Origin of the sequence: Streptomyces sp. NPDC021224 (assembly GCF_044332905.1) — a bacterium.
Lineage (GTDB): Bacteria > Actinomycetota > Actinomycetes > Streptomycetales > Streptomycetaceae > Actinacidiphila.
This window is the reverse complement of record NZ_JBIRPW010000025.1, coordinates 1-17,648: the sequence shown is the minus strand read 5'-3', so window position 1 is coordinate 17,648 and position 17,648 is coordinate 1. Positions and strand designations below refer to the sequence as shown.

Here is a 17,648-nt window from a genome sequence, read left to right as displayed (position 1 = left end):
GGCAGCGGGACGACAAGGCGACATGACGACGAGGCGACACTCAGGAGGAACACCGTGACCGGCAGCGACATCCGGGCCAGGCTCGCCGCCGACCCGGAACTGGGCGCGGGCAACGTCCTGCCCAAACTCTTCGAGCACGGCGCCGACCCCGGGGGTCCGGGCGCCGCCTTCGACCAGCCCGTGGACGGGCTCCCGGCCGGGACCGAGCTGACGCTCGGCGCGCTGCGGGAGCGGGTCGCCGCACGGGCCGCCTGGTGGCACGAGCGGGGCGTCGGCCCGCGCGACCCCGTCGCGGTGTACGTGTCCGGCTCGGCCGACACGCTGCTGACCTTCCTGGCCCTCACCTGGCTCGGCGCGATCCCGGCGCTGATGAACCAGTACCTGACCGGCGACACCGCCGCCGCCTACCTGCGCAAGCTCGGCGCCGGCGCGCTGGTGACCGACCCCGCGCACCGCGAGCGGCTCGCCGGGCACGACCTGCCCGGCCTCACCCTGCACGCCGACGCGGCGGACACCGGCACCGGCGACCCGGGACGCGCGCCCGCGCCGTACCGGCACCACGCCGACGACCCGATCGCCGTCACGCACTCCTCCGGCACCACCCGGATGCCCGCCGCCGTGGTGCACTCGCACGCGAGCCTGTTCGCCGCCATGCGGCTCTTCCGGCTGACCGCGCCGCGCGCCCGGGGGGCCGCGCGGATCCTCAGCGCGCTCCCCGCCGCGCACGCGGCGGGGATCTCGGCGCTGAACATGGCGCTGTGCCTGCGCAGCGACCTGCTGTTCCTGTCCACGCAGAACGACGGGGCGGCGGTCGTCGACGCGATCGAGCGCTGGCGGCCCACCGGGGTCCTCGGCTTCGCCGCCACCTGGGCGCAGCTGGCCCGGCAGGATCTGGCGGCGCGCGACCTGGAGTCGGTGTCGCTGTGGTTCAACACCGGGGACTGCGCGCACGAGCCGCACATCCGGCGGCTGGTCGCCGCGGGCTCGCGCGAGACCGCGACCCGCGGCGGGGTGCGCCGGATGCCCGGCTCCAGCTTCGTCGACGGCCTCGGCTCGACGGAGATGGGCCACTCCGCCTTCCACATCACCCACACCCGCACGACCGAGCGCTACGGCCGCTGCGTCGGGGTGCCGCACGGCTTCGCGGAGGTCGCGCTGCTGGACACCGCGACCGGACGTGAGGTCCCGCCGGGCGAGGTCGGCCAACTGGGGCTCAGGGCCCCGACGCTGGCGCCGGGCTACTGGAACGACTCGGCGGCCACCTACCGCAACCGGCTGGGCGGCTACTACCTCACCGGCGACCTGATGTACCGCGACGAGGAGGGCTACTACTTCCACGTCGACCGGGCGGTGGACGCGGTCGATCTCGGCGGCGGCGAGCGCCTCTACACGGCCATGTCGGAGGAGCGGATCCTCGCCGCGTGCCCGGACGTGCACGACTGCACGGTGGTCTCCGACCGGGTCGGCGGGCAGGTCGTCACCGACGTCCTGCTGGCCCTGCACGAGGGCGCCGACCCGGACGCCGACCGCGCCCCGGCCGTCCGCGCCGCCCTGACCCCGGCGGCCGCGGCGACGCTGCGCCGCGTCGTCGTCATCTCGGACGCCGACCTCATCACGGGCCCGACGGGCAAGGTCCGCAAGTTCCTGATGCGCGAGCAGCACCGGGCCCGTACGGCGGAGGTGGGGGCATGACGGACGAGCAGCGGGCCGGGGCACCGGTCCCGGAGGCCGGGGCGGCTCCGGTCGTCGCCGAGCGGATCGTGGTGGGCTTCGCCGGGGAGGGCGAGGGCGAGGACGAGATGTCCTGGGGCATGTGGGAGATCTGGCAGGCCATGGGGCGGCAGCGCAACCCGCTGCCCATCGGGGGCCGCGCCCCGCTGGCGCCGGGCACCACACTCGCCGACCTCGCCGCCGAGCTGCGCTACCTGCTGGAGCGCTTCCCCTCGATGCGCACCCGGCTGCGGCTCGCCCCGGGCGGCCGGGCCATGCAACGGCTCTTCGCCACCGGGCAGATCACGCTGGAGGTGTACGACGCCGCTCCCGGCGCGGACGCCGACGAGGTTGCGGCGGCCGTCGAACAGGCTTACTGCGACCGGGAGTTCGACTTCTGCGGGGAGTGGCCGGTGCGGATGGGCGCGGTGCGGCAGGACGGCCGGCCCGTCCACCTGGTCACCGTCATGCACCACCTGGCCACGGACGCCCTCGGCGGCGCGATCATGCTGGGCCAGGTGGGCACCCGGGACACCGCCCCGGTCGGCGGCATGCAGCAGCTGGAGCAGGCCCGCTGGCAGCGCTCGCCCGCGGGGCGGCGGCAGAACGCCCGGGCGATGCGGCACTTCGAGAGCGTCCTGCGGACCATGCCGGAACGGCAGCTCCCCGGCCCCACCGATCCGCGCGAACCCCGGCACTGGGGAGCCGAGTTCCACTCCCCGGCGCTCACGGCGGCGCTGCCGCACATCGCCGCGCGGACCGGCGCCGCGGTCCCCGGCATCCTGCTGGGACTGTTCGCGATCGGACTGCACCGGGCCACCGGGATCAGCCCGGTGGTGGTCCGGCCGGTGGTCGGCAACCGCTTCCGGGCGGCGCTGTCCGACGTGGTCTGCATGGTCGCGCAGGCCGGGGTGTGCGCGATCGACGTGGCGGGTGCGGACGCCGCGGACGTCGTGCGGCGCGCCGGGCAGGGCGCCATGACGGCCTACAAGCACGCCTACTTCGACCCGGAGGCGCTGGACGAGCTGGTCGCGCGGATCTCGGTCGAGCGCGGCACGGACGCGAACATCAGGACGTACCTGAACGACCGCAGCAGCTACGCCCTGCCGCCCGAGGGCCGCACGGCGCCGACGGACGTGCGCGAGCTGCGCGACGCCCGCCGCGACACCGTCTTCCGCTGGTACGAGCAGAAGGAGGACCAGACGGAGCGGTTCTTCGTGCACGTGGACGACGCCCCGCAGGGCGGGTTGCGCTTCGAGATCCACATGGACACGCACTACGTCTCGCCCGCCCAGGCCGAGGCCTTCGCGTACGCCATGGAGGCGGCGGCGATCGAGGCGGCACTGCCGGACGGCGGCGCGGACGCGTCCGTGGACGTGCCGGTGGACGTGCCCGTGGACGCGGGCGAGCCGGTCGGGGCCGCGGAGTCCCGCCGGTGACGGCGCTCAGCGCGGTGGCCGCCTATGTGCCGGAGGGCCGGCTGCCCGTCGAGGACGTCGCCGGGCCGCTCGGGCTCACCCGGATGCAGGTCAAGGTCTTCCGCCGCTACCACCGGCTCGGCGAGGTCGCCCGCGACCCGGACGGAACGCTGGAGGACCTGCTGCGCGGCGCGCTCGCCCGGCTGCTCCCGGCGCTGCGCGGACGCGAGCGGGACGTGCGGTACGTGCTGCACGCGCGGACCTTCCCGACCGTCGCGCCCTACCCGTACGACCCCGTGCGCGCGGTCTGCGCGGAGTACGGCCTCGGCCACGCCGCCGTCTTCTCCGTCGGCCACCACGCGTGCGCCTCCGGGCTGCTCGCGGTGGACGCCGCGGGGCGGCTGCTCGCCGCGGACGGCGACCCGGACGGGCTCGCCCTCGTCCTCAGCGGCGAGAAGGCGTTCACCCCCGAGGCCCAACTGGTCCCCGCCACCTCTTTCTTCGGCGAGGGCGCCGCGGCCTGCCTGGTGAGCGCGGCCGGACCGCGCGACCGGGTGCTCGGCTACGCGGTCGAGCAGCGCGGCGAGTTCGACGGCGACGCCCCCGAACTCGCCGCGGAGTTCCAGCGGGTGTACGCCGACGCGCTCGCCGCGGCGATCACCGCCGCGCTCACCGGTGCCGGGCTCACCGCCGAGGACGTGACGCTCTTCCTGCCGCACAACGTCAACCGCGTGGCCTGGCACCAGGTGTGCCGCATCCTCGGCGTGCCGCGCGAGCGCGTGCTGCTCGACAACGTCGCCGACACCGGCCACGTCTTCTGCGCCGACGCCTTCGTCAACTACCGCACCGCGCTGGACCGCGGGCTGCTGCGGCCGGGCGAACCGTACGTGATGGCGGCCGCGGGCGCCGGGCTCGGCGCCGCCTTCTCGGCGATGGTCCTCGTCCACTGACCCCGCCCCCTCCCCCCGGGCACGACCCCGAACCCCCTGAGAGGCCTGACCGATGACGGAGCAGCACCCCGCCCCGACCGCGACCGACCCCGAGCTGCGCGACCGGCTCGTCGACGGCATCCGCGGCCTCCTTCCGCGCGTGCTCAAGCGCGAGGTCGACGCCGTGACCGCCGACACCGCGCTGCTCGACGCGCTCGGGCTGACCTCCACCACCGGCCTCGAACTCGTCCTCGAACTGGAGGAACAGCTCGACCTGGAGATCAGCGTCGAGGAGCTGGGCCGCGAGGACTTCGGCACGGTCGGCTCGCTCGCCGACTACGTCGCCGGCAACCTGCTGACGGACGCGGACGCGTGAGCGTGCGCACCCTGGCGGCGGCGACGGCCCCCGGCGCCGCCCCCGCGGGCTGGGGCGTGCGCCGGGCCGTCCGCCTCGCCTTCCCGGAGCCCGCGCCCCCCGCGCCGGACCCGGAGCGCACCGAACGCCTGCGCGTCTACCTCACCGACCTGCTGCGCCCCTACGGGCTCGCCCTCGGCTCGGAGCCGCCCGACCGCGGCGGCCGCGCGTACGGCGACCTGGCCGCGGAGCTGATCCGCCGGGCGGTGCCCGCGGGCGAGCAGGTCGATCTGCTCGTCCTCGCGTACGCCGTCCCGGACGTCACCCCGGGCCGCGCCACGGCGACCTGGCTGAGCCATGTGTGTCCCGGCAGCCCGCTGGCCTTCGCCGTCGCCGACCAGGGCCCGGCCGCCGCCTTCACCGCCCTGCGGCTGATCCACGCCTACGCCACGACCGCCGCCCTCCCCCGCGCGCTCCTCCTCGTCGTCGAACAACCCGCGCTGCCTTATGCCCCGTTGACCTCACCCGGGCCGGGCGGCACCGTGGCGGCAGCGTACCCGCCGCCGGAACCGGCCGCGGCGGACGGCTCCCCCGCGCCGCCGACCCCGGACGCCCGCGCGGCCGTGCCCGGTCCGCCGCTGCTCCCCGACGCCGCCTACGGAGTCGCCCTGCTCCTCGGCCCGCCCGCGCCCGGCGAACAGCCCGCCGGGCTCGGCGCCCTGCGCACGGGCGACGCGACCGCCGCGGACGTGCACGACGCGCTCGGCGCGGTCGCGGGCGACGCGGTCGCGGTGCTCGGACCGGGCCTCGGCGCACGGGACCTCGGCGCCGGGACGCGGCTGCGCCACGCCGCCGCGACCCGCCCCGGCACGGGCGTGTGGTGGGAACTGGCCGACGCGCTCGCGCAGCCGTCCCCCGCCCCCCGCCGTCTGGTCCTGGCCGACCGCGCCCCCGCCTCCGAAGGCCTCGCCCTGGCCGCGCTGGACCTCCCACCCGTCACCACACGGGAACCCGCAGGAGCCACCCGATGACGACGCCCCTCGCCGGATCCGGCCACCGGCTCAACACCCCGCCATGTAAAGCCCCCGACCTCCCCGGCCCGCACCACGGAGCCGCGCCAGTACCCGCCGGGCCCGGCCTCAACGCCCCGGCCCGTAAAGCCCCCGACCTCCCCGGCCCGGACCACGGAGCCGCACCAGTACCCGCCGGGCCCGGCCTCAACGCCGAGCCACGTAAAGCCCCCGGCCTCTTCGGCCCGCACCACGAAAGCGTGTCAGTACCCGCCGGGCCCGGCCGCCACCGGCTGACCAGGCGGGCACGGAGCGCCGCGGCCTCCCGCGGCCTCCAGGACGCGGACCGCGCGAGCCCGGCGGCACCCGCCGGACACGGGTGCCGCCGGGCCGGCGGCCGGGCGCGGGAAGCCGCGGGAGCGCACCGGTGACCGCCCCGACGCTCGCCGGCTACGAGCGGGCCGCGCGGCAGCGGCTGGACGGGCCGGTGTGGGACTACATCGACGGCGGGGCCGAGCGCGAGCGGACCCTCGCCGCCAACCGGCGGGCCTTCGAGCGCGTGTCGCTGCGGCCGCGCGTCCTCGTCGACGTCTCGCGCTGCGACACCGGTGTCGAGCTGCTCGGGACGCGGCTGCGGACGCCGGTCGGTGTCGCGCCCACCGCGTACCACCAACTCGCGCACCCGGAGGGCGAGATCGCGACCGCGCGCGGCGCGGAGGCGGCCGGGGCGCTGTTCGTGGTGAGCATCTACGCGAGCCGTTCGGTGGAGGAGATCGCCGCGAGCGCGCGCGGGCCGCTGTGGATGCAGCTGTACTGGCTGCGCCGCCGCGAGGCCCTCGCCGACCTGGTCGAGCGCGCGGCGGCCGCGGGCTGCCGCGCGATCGTGCTGACGGTGGACGCGCCGCGGCTGGGCCGCAGGCACCGTGACGCGCGCAACGGCTTCGCGCTCGGGCCCGGCATCCGCGCCGCCAATCTCGACGCGGCGCTGACGGCCACCGCCCATGTGGCAGCCGCCGGGCGCTCCGCGCTCGCCGTGCACGCGGCCGAGGCGGTCGATCCGGCGGTGACGTGGGCCGATCTCGGCTGGCTGCGCGGGCGCAGCGCGCTGCCGCTGGTGCTCAAGGGCATCCTCACGGCGGAGGACGCGCGGCTCGCCGTCGAGCACGGCGCCGACGCCGTGATCGTCTCGAACCACGGCGGGCGGCAGCTGGACGGCGCCCCCGCGAGCCTGGACGTGCTCGCGGAGGTCGCGGGTGCGGTGGGCGGGGCCTGCCCCGTCCTGCTCGACGGCGGGGTGCGCGGCGGCACCGACGCCTTCGCCGCGCTGGCGCTCGGCGCGCGTGCCGTCCTGCTGGGCCGCCCGGTGCTGTGGGGCCTCGCGGCGGACGGCGCCGCGGGCGTGTCGGGCGTGCTGGACCTGGTGACCGAGGAGCTGGCGCACACCATGGCGCTGGCGGGCCGCCCGGACCTGGCGTCGCTCGACGCCTCGGCGGTCGCGACCGGAGGAGGAGCCCGATGACGGTGGAGCTGTCGCGCGACGACCTGCACATGTCCGTGTCCGACCCGGAGTCGGCGTCGATGAACTTCCTCAACGAGGTCGCCGCCCGCTTCCCCGACGCCGTCTCGCTCGCGGCCGGCCGCCCGTACGACGGTTTCCACACCACCGACGACCTGCACCGCTACCTGCGCGGCTACCTCGCCCACCTGGAGGCGCTGGGCCTGACCCGCGAGCAGCGCGAGCGGCAGCTGCTCCAGTACGGCAGGACCAACGGGTACCTGGGCGACCTGATCGCCCGGATGCTCGCGGTGGACGAGGGCGTGGAGGTGCCGCCGGAGGCGGTGATGGTCACCGCGGGGTGCCAGGAGGCGATGGTCATCGCGCTGCGCGGACTGTGCGCGCGGCCCGGTGACGTCGTGCTGGCCGTCGAGCCCTGCTACGTCGGGCTGACCGGCGCGGCCCGGGTGCTCGGCGTCGAGGTCGTCCCGGTGCCCGAGTCGGCGGACGGCCTGGACCCGGAGACGGTGCGCGAGGTCGCCGCCGCGGTACGCGCGTCGGGCCGGCGGCCGCGTGCCTTCTACGTGGTGCCGAGCTTCGCCAACCCCTCGGGCGCGTCCATGCCCGTACCCGCCCGGCGGCGGCTGCTGGAGGTGGCCGAGGAGGCGGATCTGCTGGTCCTGGAGGACGACCCGTACGGGCTGTTCGGGATCGACGACGCGCCGCGGCCGACCCTCAAGGCGCTCGACCCGGGCGGCCGGGTGGTCTACCTCGGCTCGTTCGCGAAGTCGTGCTTCCCCGGTGTTCGGGTGGGCTTCCTGGTCGCCGACCAGGTGGTGGTGGGCGCGGACGGGCGGCGCACACTGCTCGCCGAGGAGCTGTCGACCGTCAAGAGTCTGCTGACGGTCAACACCTCGCCGGTCGCGCAGGCCGTCGTCGGCGGCTTCCTCGTCGAGTCGGGGTGCAGCGTGCGGGCGGCGGGCAAGGCGAAGACGGCCTTCTACCGCGCCAATCTGCGCACCCTGCTGGCCGCGCTGGAGCGGGAGTTCGCGGACGAGCCGCGGGTGCGGTGGAACGCGCCCGCGGGCGGCTTCTTCGCCGTCGTGGACGTGCCCCTGACCGCGGACGAGGCGATGCTGGAGGTCTCGGCCCGCGAGTACGGCGTGCTGTGGACGCCCATGAGCTTCTTCTACTCCGCCGGATCGGGCGGGGGCCGCCACCGGATCCGCCTGTCGTGCAGCGCGCTGCCGCCCGACCGCGTCGAGGAGGGGGTCCGCCGCCTCGCCGCCCTGGTCCGCGCGCACGCGGACGCTCCGGGGGCGCGGAGGTGACGGCGGTCCAGGTGTGGGTGGTGGCCGACCGGCGGTCGGAGCAGCTCGTCACGGAGCTGCTCGGCGTCCTCGACGACGAGGAGCGGCAGCGCGCCGCGGCGTACCGCTCGGCCGACGACCGGCGCCGCTTCGTCCTCGCGCACGGCGCGCTGCGGCACATCGTCGCCGGGTCGCTGGGCGCGCCGCCCCACGAGATCCGCTGGACACGCGGCCCGCACGGCAAGCCCGAGCCCGCCGGGCGCTGGAGCGGGGTGCACGTCAACCTCTCGCACTCCGGCGAGGTCGCCATGGTCGCCCTGTGCGCTTCCCGCCCCGTCGGTGTGGACGTCCAGCAGGTGCTGCCGCGACTGGACGCGGTGGCGATGGCCCGCCGCTACTTCCCCGCGCAGGAGTCGGCGGCGGTCGCCGCGGTCGCCGATCCGGACGGCCGCGCCCGCCGCTTCGCCCGGCTGTGGGCCCGCAAGGAGGCGCTGACGAAGGCGCACGGGGGCCGTCTGACCGAGGGCCTGCGCGTCCCGGTGCCGGCCGGCGGGCCGCCGCCGGACACCCCCGCACGGGACGCCTGGGCCCGGGGCTACCGCGTCCACGACATCCCGGCGCCCGCGGGCTACCGGGCTGCGGTGGCGCTGTCCGGCAGCGCGGACTTCGCCGTCACCCACCACGTCTGGCCCCCGTCCCCCGCACCCTGACCGTCCGCGCCCGGCCCTGACGCACCGCAGCCCGACGCACCGCAGCGCGACCCACCGGAAGGCACGCGATCCCATGCCCCTCGACCCGCAGCTCCAGGACCTGCGCGACCAGCGCGCCCGCAGCGGAGCGACACCGCTCTACGCGCTCTCGGTGGAGCAGGCCCGCGCCGCCGACCTCGCCGCGGTCCGCGCGTCCGGCGGCAGCCCGCGCGAGCTCCACGAGATCACCGAGCGGACCGTCCCCGGTCCCGGCGGACCACTGCCGCTGCGGATCTACCGGCCCGGACCGGGACGCGAACTGCCCGCGCTGCTCTACTACTTCGGCGGCGGCTGGACGCTCGGCAGCCTGGACACCGCCGATCTGCTGTGCCGCACGCTCGCCGCGGAGGCCGGCTGCCTGGTCGTCGGCGTCGGCTACCGGCTCGCGCCCGAGCACCCCTTCCCGGCGGCGGTGCACGACTGCCACGCGGGCCTGCGCTGGGTCGCGGAGCACGCCGCCGAGATCGGCGCGGACCGCGCCCGGCTGGCCGTCGGCGGCGACAGCGCGGGCGGCAACCTGGCGGCCGCGGTGACGCTGCTGGCGCGTGCCGACGGGGATCTCCCGCTGGCCGCCCAGGTCCTGGTCTACCCCAACACCGACCAGCTCGCCGACGACGGCTCGATGCGCGAGAACGCCGACCCGTACCTCTTCAACCACCACTCGGTGGCCTGGTACACCCGCCACTACCTGACCGGCGCGGCCGACGCCGCCGATCCGCTGGCCTCGCCGCTGCGCGCCACCGACCTGCGCGGCCTGCCGCCCGCGCTGGTCGTCACGGCGGAGTACGACCCGCTGCGCGACCAGGGCGAGGCCTACGCGCGGCGGCTCGCCGAGGCGGGTGTGCCGGTGGAGGCGACCCGCTACCCGGGCATGGCGCACGGCTTCTTCGCGATGGCCGGGGCCGTGGACGCGGCCGCCGAGGCCACCGCCCAGGCGGCCCGGCACCTGCGGCGCTGCTTCGGGCTGCCGCCGGAAGAGGGGTGACCCCGCGGCGCGCTGGGGGGGGCGGCGCGCCGCGGGGCCGTCACGGGGGCCCGCCGGGGATCAGCCGCGCGACCACTTCTGGTTCGCGCCGCCGTTGCAGGACCAGATCTCCAGCTGGGTGCCGTTCGCCGTGCCGTTGGCGGTGGCGTCCAGGCACTTGCCGGAGCCGGGGTTGAGCACTGTGCCGTCGGAGCGGAGCGTCCACACCTGCGCCGAGGTGCCGTTGCACGTCCACAGCTGCACAGCGGTGCCGTCGGCCGTTCCGGCGCCGTTGACGTCCAGGCACTTGGCGCCGCCGTAGACCGTCAGCTGCCCGGCGGCGGTGGCCGTCCACTGCTGGTTGGCCTGCCCGTTGCAGTCCCACAGCGCGATCCGGGTGCCGTCGGTCTGCGACGCGCCGGGTACGTCGGCGCAGCGGCCGGAGCCCTGGCCGCGCAGCACGCCCGCTTCGGTGGGCGTGGTGGTGGCCCCGGCGGCGGTGAGGGTCGCCGCGGCGGCGGCCTGGGTGGTGGGCGACCAGAGGGCGAAGGGGCCGACGAAGGAGTTGCCCTGCCGGCCGGAGCTGTCGGTGTCGTTGGCGAGGATGGAGTCGGCGGTGGTGGTCAGGAAGCTGTCGTACCGGGTGGTGCGGGTGGCGGTGGCGAGAGCGCGCAGGTAGCGGGCGAAGATGCCCTTGAACGCCTGCCCGTCGCCGGAGCAGTTGGGCTCGCAGCCCTCGTAGAGCACGCCGTTCCGGCTGAAGTGCTGGGTTGCGGCGGTGGCGACGGACTGCGCCGTGTCCAGCAGCGAGCTGTCGCCGGTGGCGCGGTCGAGCTCGACGAGGCCTTGCAGGATGACGCCCTGGTTGTAGGTGTAGTCGGCGGTGTGGAAGCCGCAGCCGGACGCGTCGAGGCCGTCGCGGACGAGGTTGCCGTCGATGAGGCCCGTGTTCTTGAACCAGTTCCACTCGGCGGTGGCCCAGCCCAGGTAGGTGGTGTCACCGGGGATGCGGTTGTGCAGCCCGGCGGTCGCGGCGAGGAACAACTCGTTGGCGATGGAGGCCTTGTACGTCTTGGCGGTGCTCCAGTAGACGCCGCCGCCGCAGGTGCCGTCCCAGTAGCTGTGCATGTAGTCGGCCGTGGTCCTGGCCATGTTCAGGTAGGCGGTGTTGCCGGTGATGTCGTACGCCTGCAGCCACGCCAGGCTCCACCAGCCGGTGTCGTCGATGTAGTCGTTGGTGAAGCTGCCGTTCTTGGCGAAGGCGCCGGAGATCGCGTAGTCGTAGCTGCCGTCACCGGTGGCCTGCCGGTAGGTCATCACGGTGCTCAGCGACACCGCGGAGGTCCACCAGTCGCTGCCGATGCGGCCGGTGCCGGGGTCGTAGGACTGCATGAGGACGGCGACGCTGCTGCCTGCCGGGCCGCCGCCCGCGGCCTGCGCGCCCCCGGCGCCGGGCAGGAGCAGCAGGGCCCAGCCCAGCAGGACGACGAGGGCGCGCCCGACCAGGCGGCGGGGTGCGGACGGGGTCATGACCGCCTCCAGATCTGGTTGTTCTGCCCGTTGCAGTCCCACAGCTCCAGCTGGGTGCCGTTGGCGGTGCCGTTGTCGTAGGCGTCCAGGCACCTGCCGGAGCCGGTGTTGACGATCGTGCCGTCCGAGCGGACCTTCCACTGCTGGCCCGCGGTGCCGTCGCAGTCGTGGATCTGGACGGCGGTGCCGTTGGCGGTGGCGCCGCCCGCGGCCTCCAGGCAGCGGTTGGCGAAGACCGTGAACTCGCCCGTCACGGTGGAGGACCAGCGCTGGTTGGTGCCGCCGTTGCAGTCCCACAGCGCCGGGCGGGTGCCGTTGGCCTGGTTGCCGTTCGGCAGGTCGACGCAGCGGCCGGAGCCGCCGCCCTTGTAGGGGGCGGTGGTGTTCGCGCGGGCCCAGTTCTGGTTGGCGCCGCCGGTGCAGGTCCAGATCTCCAGCAGGGTGCCGTCGGTCCTGCCGTTGCCGGTGGCGTCGAGGCACTTGCCGGAGGCCGGGTTGACGACCGTGCCGTCGGCGGTGACGTTCCACACCTGCGCGGGGGTGTTGTTGCAGGTCCAGATCTGCACGGCGGTGCCGTCAGCGGTGCCGGAGCCGCTGACGTCCAGGCACTTGGCTCCGCCGTAGACCGTCAGCTGCCCGGCGGAGGTTGCGTGCCACTGCTGGTTGGCCTGCCCGTTGCAGTCCCACAGGGCCACCCGGGCGCCGTCGGTCTGCGCCGATGCGGGCACGTCCACGCACAGCCCGGACTCGGCTCCCTTCAGGGCGCCGGACTGGCCGTGCGGGTCGCACGTGGTCAGGCCCGCGGTGTAGGGACACAGCGCGGTCACGAAACCGCCGTCGGCGGACTCGGCCACCGACAGGGTGTCGCCGGAGGTGACGACCCTGGTGTCGTGGGTCAGGCCGCCGGAGCCGTCCCGTACGGTCTCGGCGAGCCACTGGCCGGAGCCGAGGAAGGACAGCGGGGTGGAGTGGGTCGTGGCGGCCTGTGCGGAGATGCCGCCGACGAACCAGCGCCCGCCGGCCCGCCGGGCGACGTACACCTCCTTGCCGGGGGTGCCGCCGAGCAGCCGGGTCTCGTCCCACGCGGTGGGCAGCTGGTCGAGGATGCGCAGTGCCTCGGGATGCGCCTCGTAGCTCTCCGGGCTGTCGGCGAAGTGCTGCCAGCCGGACTCGAAGACGACGGCGGTCGCGAGTTCGGCCGCGTCGGTGGTGTCGCGGCCGGTCATGCTGAAGACGACCGGGGTGAAGTCCATGCTGGAGATCACGTTGCGGGTGAAGGGCAGGATCGTGTCGAAGGCCGCCCGGTTGCGGAACTGCTCCGAGCCGTACACCGCCTCGGCCGCGACCACCTGCGGCCAGGTGCGCTGCATGCCGCGCGGCATGGCGGTGCCGTGGAAGTTGACCATGAGCTTCAGGCTCGCGGTCTGCGCGAGCACCGCGTCGTACCACTGGAGGGTCGGCTGGGTGTACTCGTCGATGAAGTCGATCTTGACCCCGGCCACGCCCCAGTCCCTGACCTGCGGCAGCCACTGGTCGCGCTGCTGGGCGGTGCGCAGGTCGGAGGAGTTGAACCAGAGGATGAGCTGCACGCCCCGGGTCTTGGCGTACGCGGCCAGGTCCGGCACCCAGGAGGACGACCAGCCCTCGTCGACCAGCACGTAGGGCCAGCCCTGGCGCTGGGCGAAGTCGACATAGCTCTTCTGCCGGGCCTCGCTGGACGGGCTGCCGTGCTCGCTCAGCCAGGACCAGGCGACCGCGCCGGGCTTGATCCACGAGGTGTCGGAGACCTTGGACGGCTGCGCCAGGTCGTCGACGAGCGTGGACGACGTCACCTCCGCGAGGCTGCCGAGCGCGGCGGTGCGCCAGGGGGTGGACAGTGGCAGCGAGGTCGTCACACCGCTCGCCGGCGCGACGGTGTAGGTGGCCGACCCGGCGGTGTGCGCGAGGGAGGAGGCGGCGTAGCGGCCGTCGAGGTCGGTCTCGGCGACCAGCGCGTAGGCGCCGCCGACCTGGAAGAGCGCGGGCTGCCGGTAGGTGTTGGCGGGAGCGCCGGAGGCAGTGCTGCCGAACCACTGGCCCTGGTCCTCGGGGTCCGGCGGCGCCAGCCAGACGGGCGACGAGCCGGGCGCCGTCCAGGACGACGCCTCGCCGGTGACGGTCACCGAGCCGCTGCCGGGCAGCACGTAGCGGTAGGCGACTGCGGTGTCGGAGGCGCGGACAACGATGTCAAGCCGCGCGCCGCCGGTGCCGGAGAAGGAGAGCGTGCTCTCGGTGTAGCGGGTCGAGCGGCTGCGCTGCTTGCCCGTCGTCATGCTGTACGACTCGGTGACGGTGCGGTCGCTGCGCTGCAGGAAGGTCAGGTTCTTCGTCAGGTCGGCGGCGCTGGTGCGGATGCCGATGGGGGACGGTGACAGCACGCTCTGGCCGCGGCTGGTGGCGCCGAAGGTGAGGCTGCCGTTGTCCAGCGTGACCTGGGCCGCGGTCGGGGAGCCGGCCGAGGGGCCGCTGACGGTCCAGCCGGTGGCCGCGGCCGCGCTGTGCGCCGGGACGGCGAGCGCCGCGAGCGGGAGGAGCAGCGCCAGCAGCCAGCGTCGCAGCAGCCGTCTGTGCGGGATATGGGGCATGAGGGCTTCCTAGGGTGGGGGGTGCGGACCGGGTGGCGACGGTTCAGCTGAGGGACCACTGCTGGTTGGCGCCGCCGTTGCAGTCCCACAGCACCAGCTGGGTGCCGTCGGTGGTGGACAGCTGCGGGTCGTCCAGACAGCGGCCGGAGACGGGGTTGCGCAGGCCGCCGTTGTAGGGCTGCCACTGCTGGTTGCCGCCGCCGTTGCAGTCCCAGATCTCCACGCGGGTGCCGTCGGCGGTGCCGTTGTCGTAGGCGTCCAGGCACTTCCCGGCCGCGCGCACGGTGCCGTCGGCGGCGGCCGTCCAGCTCTGCGCGGCCGTGCCGTTGCAGCCCCAGATCTGCACGGTGGTGCCGTTCGCGGACGAACCGCCGTTGACGTCCAGGCACTTGCCCGCGACGCCGGAGTGGTAGGACCCGGTCACCGGCTGCGGGGCGGTGATCCAGCCCGCGGCGTCGGCGGCGGTGAGAGCGGTGTTCCAGGCCGCGGCCATCTTCTGGTAGCCGGTGTCGTTCGGGTGCAGCGAGTCGGCCAGGTCGGCGCTGGTGAGGGCGCCCATGTCGGCGAAGCCGACGTGCCGCCCCGCGGCCTGCTCGCTCTGCGCGATCTGCCGGACGGCGGCGTTGTAGGCGGGCTCGGCCTGGACGACCGGCGCCGAGGTGGAGGTGATCAGGTCCGCGAGCAGGATCGTCGCCCCGGGGGCGTCGGCGGCGATCCGGTCGACGAGGGCGCGCAGCCGGTCCGGGGCGGTGGCTACCTGGTAGCCCTGGTTGAGGTCGTTGGTGCCGATCATGAGCGTGACGACGTTGGGCTTGTAGGTGGCCAGCGCCGAGTCCGCGATCGCGTCGATCTGGTCGATCCGCCAGCCGGAGTGACCCTCGTTGTCCGGGTCGGACATGGTGCCGCCGCGCCCGGAGCCGACGAAGTCGGGGACGTAGCCCCCGGCGCTGAGGGTGGAGAGGAGCGGGCCGCGGTATCCGTTGCCCGTGCTGCTGCCGACGCCCCAGGTGATGGAGTCGCCCAGCGGCATGAGCCGCAGCGCGCTCTGCCGGGCGGCGTCCGGTGCGGGGGCGGCGGCGTGCGCGGGGACGGCGGCCGCGATGGCGGCGGCCAGTAACGCGACCGCGGGGAGGGTGGCGAGGGGGGTGCGTCCGGTCATCTGATCGCTCCTTGTGGGGGGTGGGGGGTGCGGTGCGGGGTGGTGCCGGGGTGGGGCCCCGCCGCACCCGGCGGGGTGCCCGTGGGGGGCGGCGAAGGCGGTAGGGCTAGGAGCGCCGCCAGACCTGGTTGGGCTGGCCGTTGCAGGGCCAGATGTCCAGCGCGGTGTTGTTCGCGGTGCCCTGCCCGACCGCGTCCAGGCACTTGCCGGAGGCGACGTTGACGACCGCGCCGTCCGCGCGCACCCGCCACTGCTGGTTCGCGCTGCCGTTGCAGTCCCAGATCTCCACGGGGCTGCCGTCGGCGGTGGCGCCGCCGGTCACCTCCAGGCACTTGGTGTCGTAGGCGGTGAGCTGGTCGGTGGCGGTGGAGGTCCAGATCTGGTTGCTGCCGTTGTTGCAGTCCCACAGGGTGGGCCGGGTGCCGTTGGCCGTGGCGAAGGCGGCGAGGTCGACGCAGCGGCCGGACTGCCCGCCCTTGACCGGGCCGGACACCGCACCGCGGGCCCAGACCTGGTTGGCGCCGCCGTTGCAGGTCCAGATCTCCAGCACGGTGCCGGGGGTGACACCGTTGCCGGTGGCGTCCAGGCACTTGCCGGAGCCGGTGTTGACCACCGAGCCGTCGGACCGGACGCTCCAGGACTGCGCCGCGGTGTTGTTGCAGTCCCAGATCTGCACGGCGGTGCCGTCGGCCGTGCCGGAGTTGGCGACGTCCAGGCACTTGGCGCCGCCGTAGACGGTGAGCTGGCCGGACGGGGTCGCCGTCCACCGCTGGTTGTCGCCGTTCGTGCAGTCCCACAGGGCGACCTGGGTGCCGTTGGTGCGGCTCGCGGCCGGTACGTCGGCGCACAGACCCGAGCCGCTGCCCTTGAGGATGCCGCCGATGCTGCCCGCGGCGTTCGGCGTCACCGAGAGGTTGTCGAACTGGTCGGTCTGGTAGCCCGCCACGCCGAAGCCGATCTGGCCCGCCGCGTAGGTGCTGTCGTGGACGGTGCCGAGGGTGCCGCCGTCCACGCTCGCCGTGATCTGGTCGCCGGAGAAGCCGAGCGCCAGGGTGTGCCAGGAGCCGGTGCCGAGCGCGGCGCGGGTGCCGGAGGCCAGCGTCGTGGAGGTCCCGGCCGCGGAGGTGCGCACGATCGACCAGCGGCCGCCGTCGTCGGCCCGCAGCTCGTACGCCGCCTGGTGGCTCTGCGGGCGGTTCTGCAAGCCTGCGCGGCCCAGCACCTCGGCGGTGCCGGCCTGCCGCAGGTCGACGTCGACGCTGACGGTGTAGTCGGTCCAGGTCGGGTCGCCGGCCAGGGTGAAGGCGTCGGAGTCGTCCTGCCACTCTATGGGCTTGGTGGCCGCCATCTGCTGCACGCACTGCCCGGAGCGGCCGTTGGCGCACGGCTGGGCCTCGAAAGCGCCCTGCATGTCGGACAGGTACTTCGCCTCGGTGCCGTTGCCGTAGCCGTCGAAGGTGTCGGAGTAGGGCAGCGCGAGGGCGTGCGCGGCCGGGGAGGTCGCGGTGCCCTTGCCCTGGCCGGTGGTCGTGGTGGCGGTGTAGATCCAGCCGGGCTGGAGCGTCAGCGCGTAGGAGCCGCCGGACGGGGTGACGTCCTGGCTGTGCACGAAGTCCGTGGCAGCGCTCGGGCTGTTGACCCGGGTGGCCCACACGTGCACGGTGCCGGTGGACAGGCCGCCCTGGACGTGGACGTTCACCGTCTGCGCGGCGGTGGCGGTGGTGGTCTCCAGGACGGTCGAGTAGTCCTTGCCGTTGGGGGACTTGAGGGTGATGTAGCTGCCGTTGGTCTCGGCGCCGCCGAGGTAGCCGGAGGCGGAGTCGACGAACTGCCAGCCGGGCTGGGCGAACTGGGTGACCTGGGCGGTGGCCCAGGTGTTCTCGCCGATCGAGTAGCTGCCCGACCAGGGCGAGGGGGCCGTGGCCAGGCCCACGGTGTCGTACGGGAGGTTGGGGTAGAGCGCGGCCACCAGGGGCCAGTTGAGGTACGCGGTCATGCGCGCGTCGGTGTAGCCGCGCACGATGGAGCGGATCAGCGCCGGGGCGCCGGAGTTCATGTCGAGGGAGCCGTTCTCGCTGGCCCACAGCGGCTTGCCGTTGTTCTTCGCGGCCGTCGAGGACGAGCAGGTGTCGGCGTTGCCGCCGTCACCGCCCGCGCAGGGGTAGTGCGCGCCGATGACGGACACCGCGTTGTTGAAGGCGGAGTTCGACGCCATGTCGTCGGCGACCTGCCACCCGGAGTCGTCGGCGACGAGCTGCACGTTGCCGTAGCCCGCGGTGTTGAGCGCGGTGCGCAGTTGGACGTACCAGTTGGCGTCGTGGCCGCGTTCGTTCCAGCCGCCGAGGTAGGTGATGGGCAGTCCGTGCTGTTTGGCGCAGTCGAGCCAGGAGATCAG

At 74.9% G+C, this 17,648-nt stretch carries 13 protein-coding genes; 9 read left to right on the top strand and 4 right to left on the bottom strand.

Annotated elements, in window-relative coordinates; translation table 11 throughout:
* Positions 1-54 precede the first annotated feature (54 nt).
* From ACH4PY_RS35115 to ACH4PY_RS35075, 9 genes are all read left to right on the top strand, one after another.
* Entirely contained in the window at positions 55-1,692 is a 1,638-nt protein-coding gene (locus ACH4PY_RS35115) for a class I adenylate-forming enzyme family protein (protein ID WP_398192505.1), read from the top strand.
* Complete coding sequence (locus tag ACH4PY_RS35110) at positions 1,689-3,149, top strand: condensation domain-containing protein (RefSeq protein ID WP_398192503.1); 1,461 nt, start codon at positions 1,689-1,691, stop codon at positions 3,147-3,149. The genes ACH4PY_RS35115 and ACH4PY_RS35110 overlap by 4 nt, the downstream gene beginning before the upstream one ends.
* The gene (locus ACH4PY_RS35105) at positions 3,146-4,078 is read left to right on the top strand and encodes a 3-oxoacyl-[acyl-carrier-protein] synthase III C-terminal domain-containing protein (protein ID WP_398192501.1); all 933 of its coding nucleotides are present in this window, start codon (positions 3,146-3,148) and stop codon (positions 4,076-4,078) included. The genes ACH4PY_RS35110 and ACH4PY_RS35105 overlap by 4 nt, the downstream gene beginning before the upstream one ends.
* Before the next feature lie 52 nt (positions 4,079-4,130).
* Positions 4,131-4,433, top strand: coding sequence for a phosphopantetheine-binding protein (locus ACH4PY_RS35100; protein ID WP_398192499.1), 303 nt, complete (start codon positions 4,131-4,133; stop codon positions 4,431-4,433).
* A complete protein-coding gene (locus ACH4PY_RS35095; protein ID WP_398192497.1) occupies positions 4,430-5,443 on the top strand; it encodes a hypothetical protein in 1,014 nt (337 codons plus the stop codon). The genes ACH4PY_RS35100 and ACH4PY_RS35095 overlap by 4 nt, the downstream gene beginning before the upstream one ends.
* A gap of 406 nt (positions 5,444-5,849) precedes the next feature.
* Complete coding sequence (locus ACH4PY_RS35090) at positions 5,850-6,941, top strand: alpha-hydroxy acid oxidase (RefSeq protein ID WP_398192495.1); 1,092 nt, start codon at positions 5,850-5,852, stop codon at positions 6,939-6,941.
* Positions 6,938-8,248 (top strand): PLP-dependent aminotransferase family protein, encoded by a 1,311-nt coding sequence (locus ACH4PY_RS35085; RefSeq protein WP_398192493.1) that lies wholly within the window; start codon positions 6,938-6,940, stop codon positions 8,246-8,248. The genes ACH4PY_RS35090 and ACH4PY_RS35085 overlap by 4 nt, the downstream gene beginning before the upstream one ends.
* A complete protein-coding gene (locus tag ACH4PY_RS35080) occupies positions 8,245-8,937 on the top strand; it encodes a 4'-phosphopantetheinyl transferase family protein (RefSeq protein WP_398192491.1) in 693 nt (230 codons plus the stop codon). The genes ACH4PY_RS35085 and ACH4PY_RS35080 overlap by 4 nt, the downstream gene beginning before the upstream one ends.
* Before the next feature lie 73 nt (positions 8,938-9,010).
* Positions 9,011-9,961 (top strand): alpha/beta hydrolase, encoded by a 951-nt coding sequence (locus ACH4PY_RS35075; protein ID WP_398192489.1) that lies wholly within the window; start codon positions 9,011-9,013, stop codon positions 9,959-9,961.
* 60 nt (positions 9,962-10,021) lie between these two features.
* On the opposite strand, the gene ACH4PY_RS35070 is transcribed toward ACH4PY_RS35075, so the two are convergent.
* The 4 genes from ACH4PY_RS35070 to ACH4PY_RS35055 all read right to left on the bottom strand — a co-directional run.
* Positions 10,022-11,470 (bottom strand): glycoside hydrolase family 76 protein, encoded by a 1,449-nt coding sequence (locus tag ACH4PY_RS35070; RefSeq protein ID WP_398192487.1) that lies wholly within the window; start codon positions 11,468-11,470, stop codon positions 10,022-10,024.
* Positions 11,467-14,094 (bottom strand): glycoside hydrolase family 97 catalytic domain-containing protein, encoded by a 2,628-nt coding sequence (locus tag ACH4PY_RS35065; RefSeq protein WP_398192485.1) that lies wholly within the window; start codon positions 14,092-14,094, stop codon positions 11,467-11,469. The genes ACH4PY_RS35070 and ACH4PY_RS35065 overlap by 4 nt, the downstream gene beginning before the upstream one ends.
* Positions 14,095-14,137: 43 nt before the next feature.
* Positions 14,138-15,253 (bottom strand): ricin-type beta-trefoil lectin domain protein, encoded by a 1,116-nt coding sequence (locus ACH4PY_RS35060; RefSeq protein ID WP_398192484.1) that lies wholly within the window; start codon positions 15,251-15,253, stop codon positions 14,138-14,140.
* Positions 15,254-15,359: 106 nt separating this feature from the next.
* Positions 15,360-17,648: ricin-type beta-trefoil lectin domain protein (locus tag ACH4PY_RS35055; protein ID WP_398192482.1), on the bottom strand; the 2,289-nt coding region annotated here is incomplete at its 5' end.

Bases quoted from the DNA above. Each gene is read 5' to 3' on its own strand.
- ACH4PY_RS35110 (WP_398192503.1), top strand. From the start codon at position 1,689: ATGACGGACGAGCAGCGGGCCGGGGCACCGGTCCCGGAGGCCGGGGCG.
- ACH4PY_RS35100 (WP_398192499.1), top strand. From the start codon at position 4,131: ATGACGGAGCAGCACCCCGCCCCGACCGCGACCGACCCCGAGCTGCGC.
- ACH4PY_RS35085 (WP_398192493.1), top strand. From the start codon at position 6,938: ATGACGGTGGAGCTGTCGCGCGACGACCTGCACATGTCCGTGTCCGAC.
- ACH4PY_RS35075 (WP_398192489.1), top strand. From the start codon at position 9,011: ATGCCCCTCGACCCGCAGCTCCAGGACCTGCGCGACCAGCGCGCCCGC.
- ACH4PY_RS35070 (WP_398192487.1), bottom strand. From the start codon at position 11,470: ATGACCCCGTCCGCACCCCGCCGCCTGGTCGGGCGCGCCCTCGTCGTC.
- ACH4PY_RS35065 (WP_398192485.1), bottom strand. From the start codon at position 14,094: ATGCCCCATATCCCGCACAGACGGCTGCTGCGACGCTGGCTGCTGGCG.
- ACH4PY_RS35060 (WP_398192484.1), bottom strand. From the start codon at position 15,253: ATGACCGGACGCACCCCCCTCGCCACCCTCCCCGCGGTCGCGTTACTG.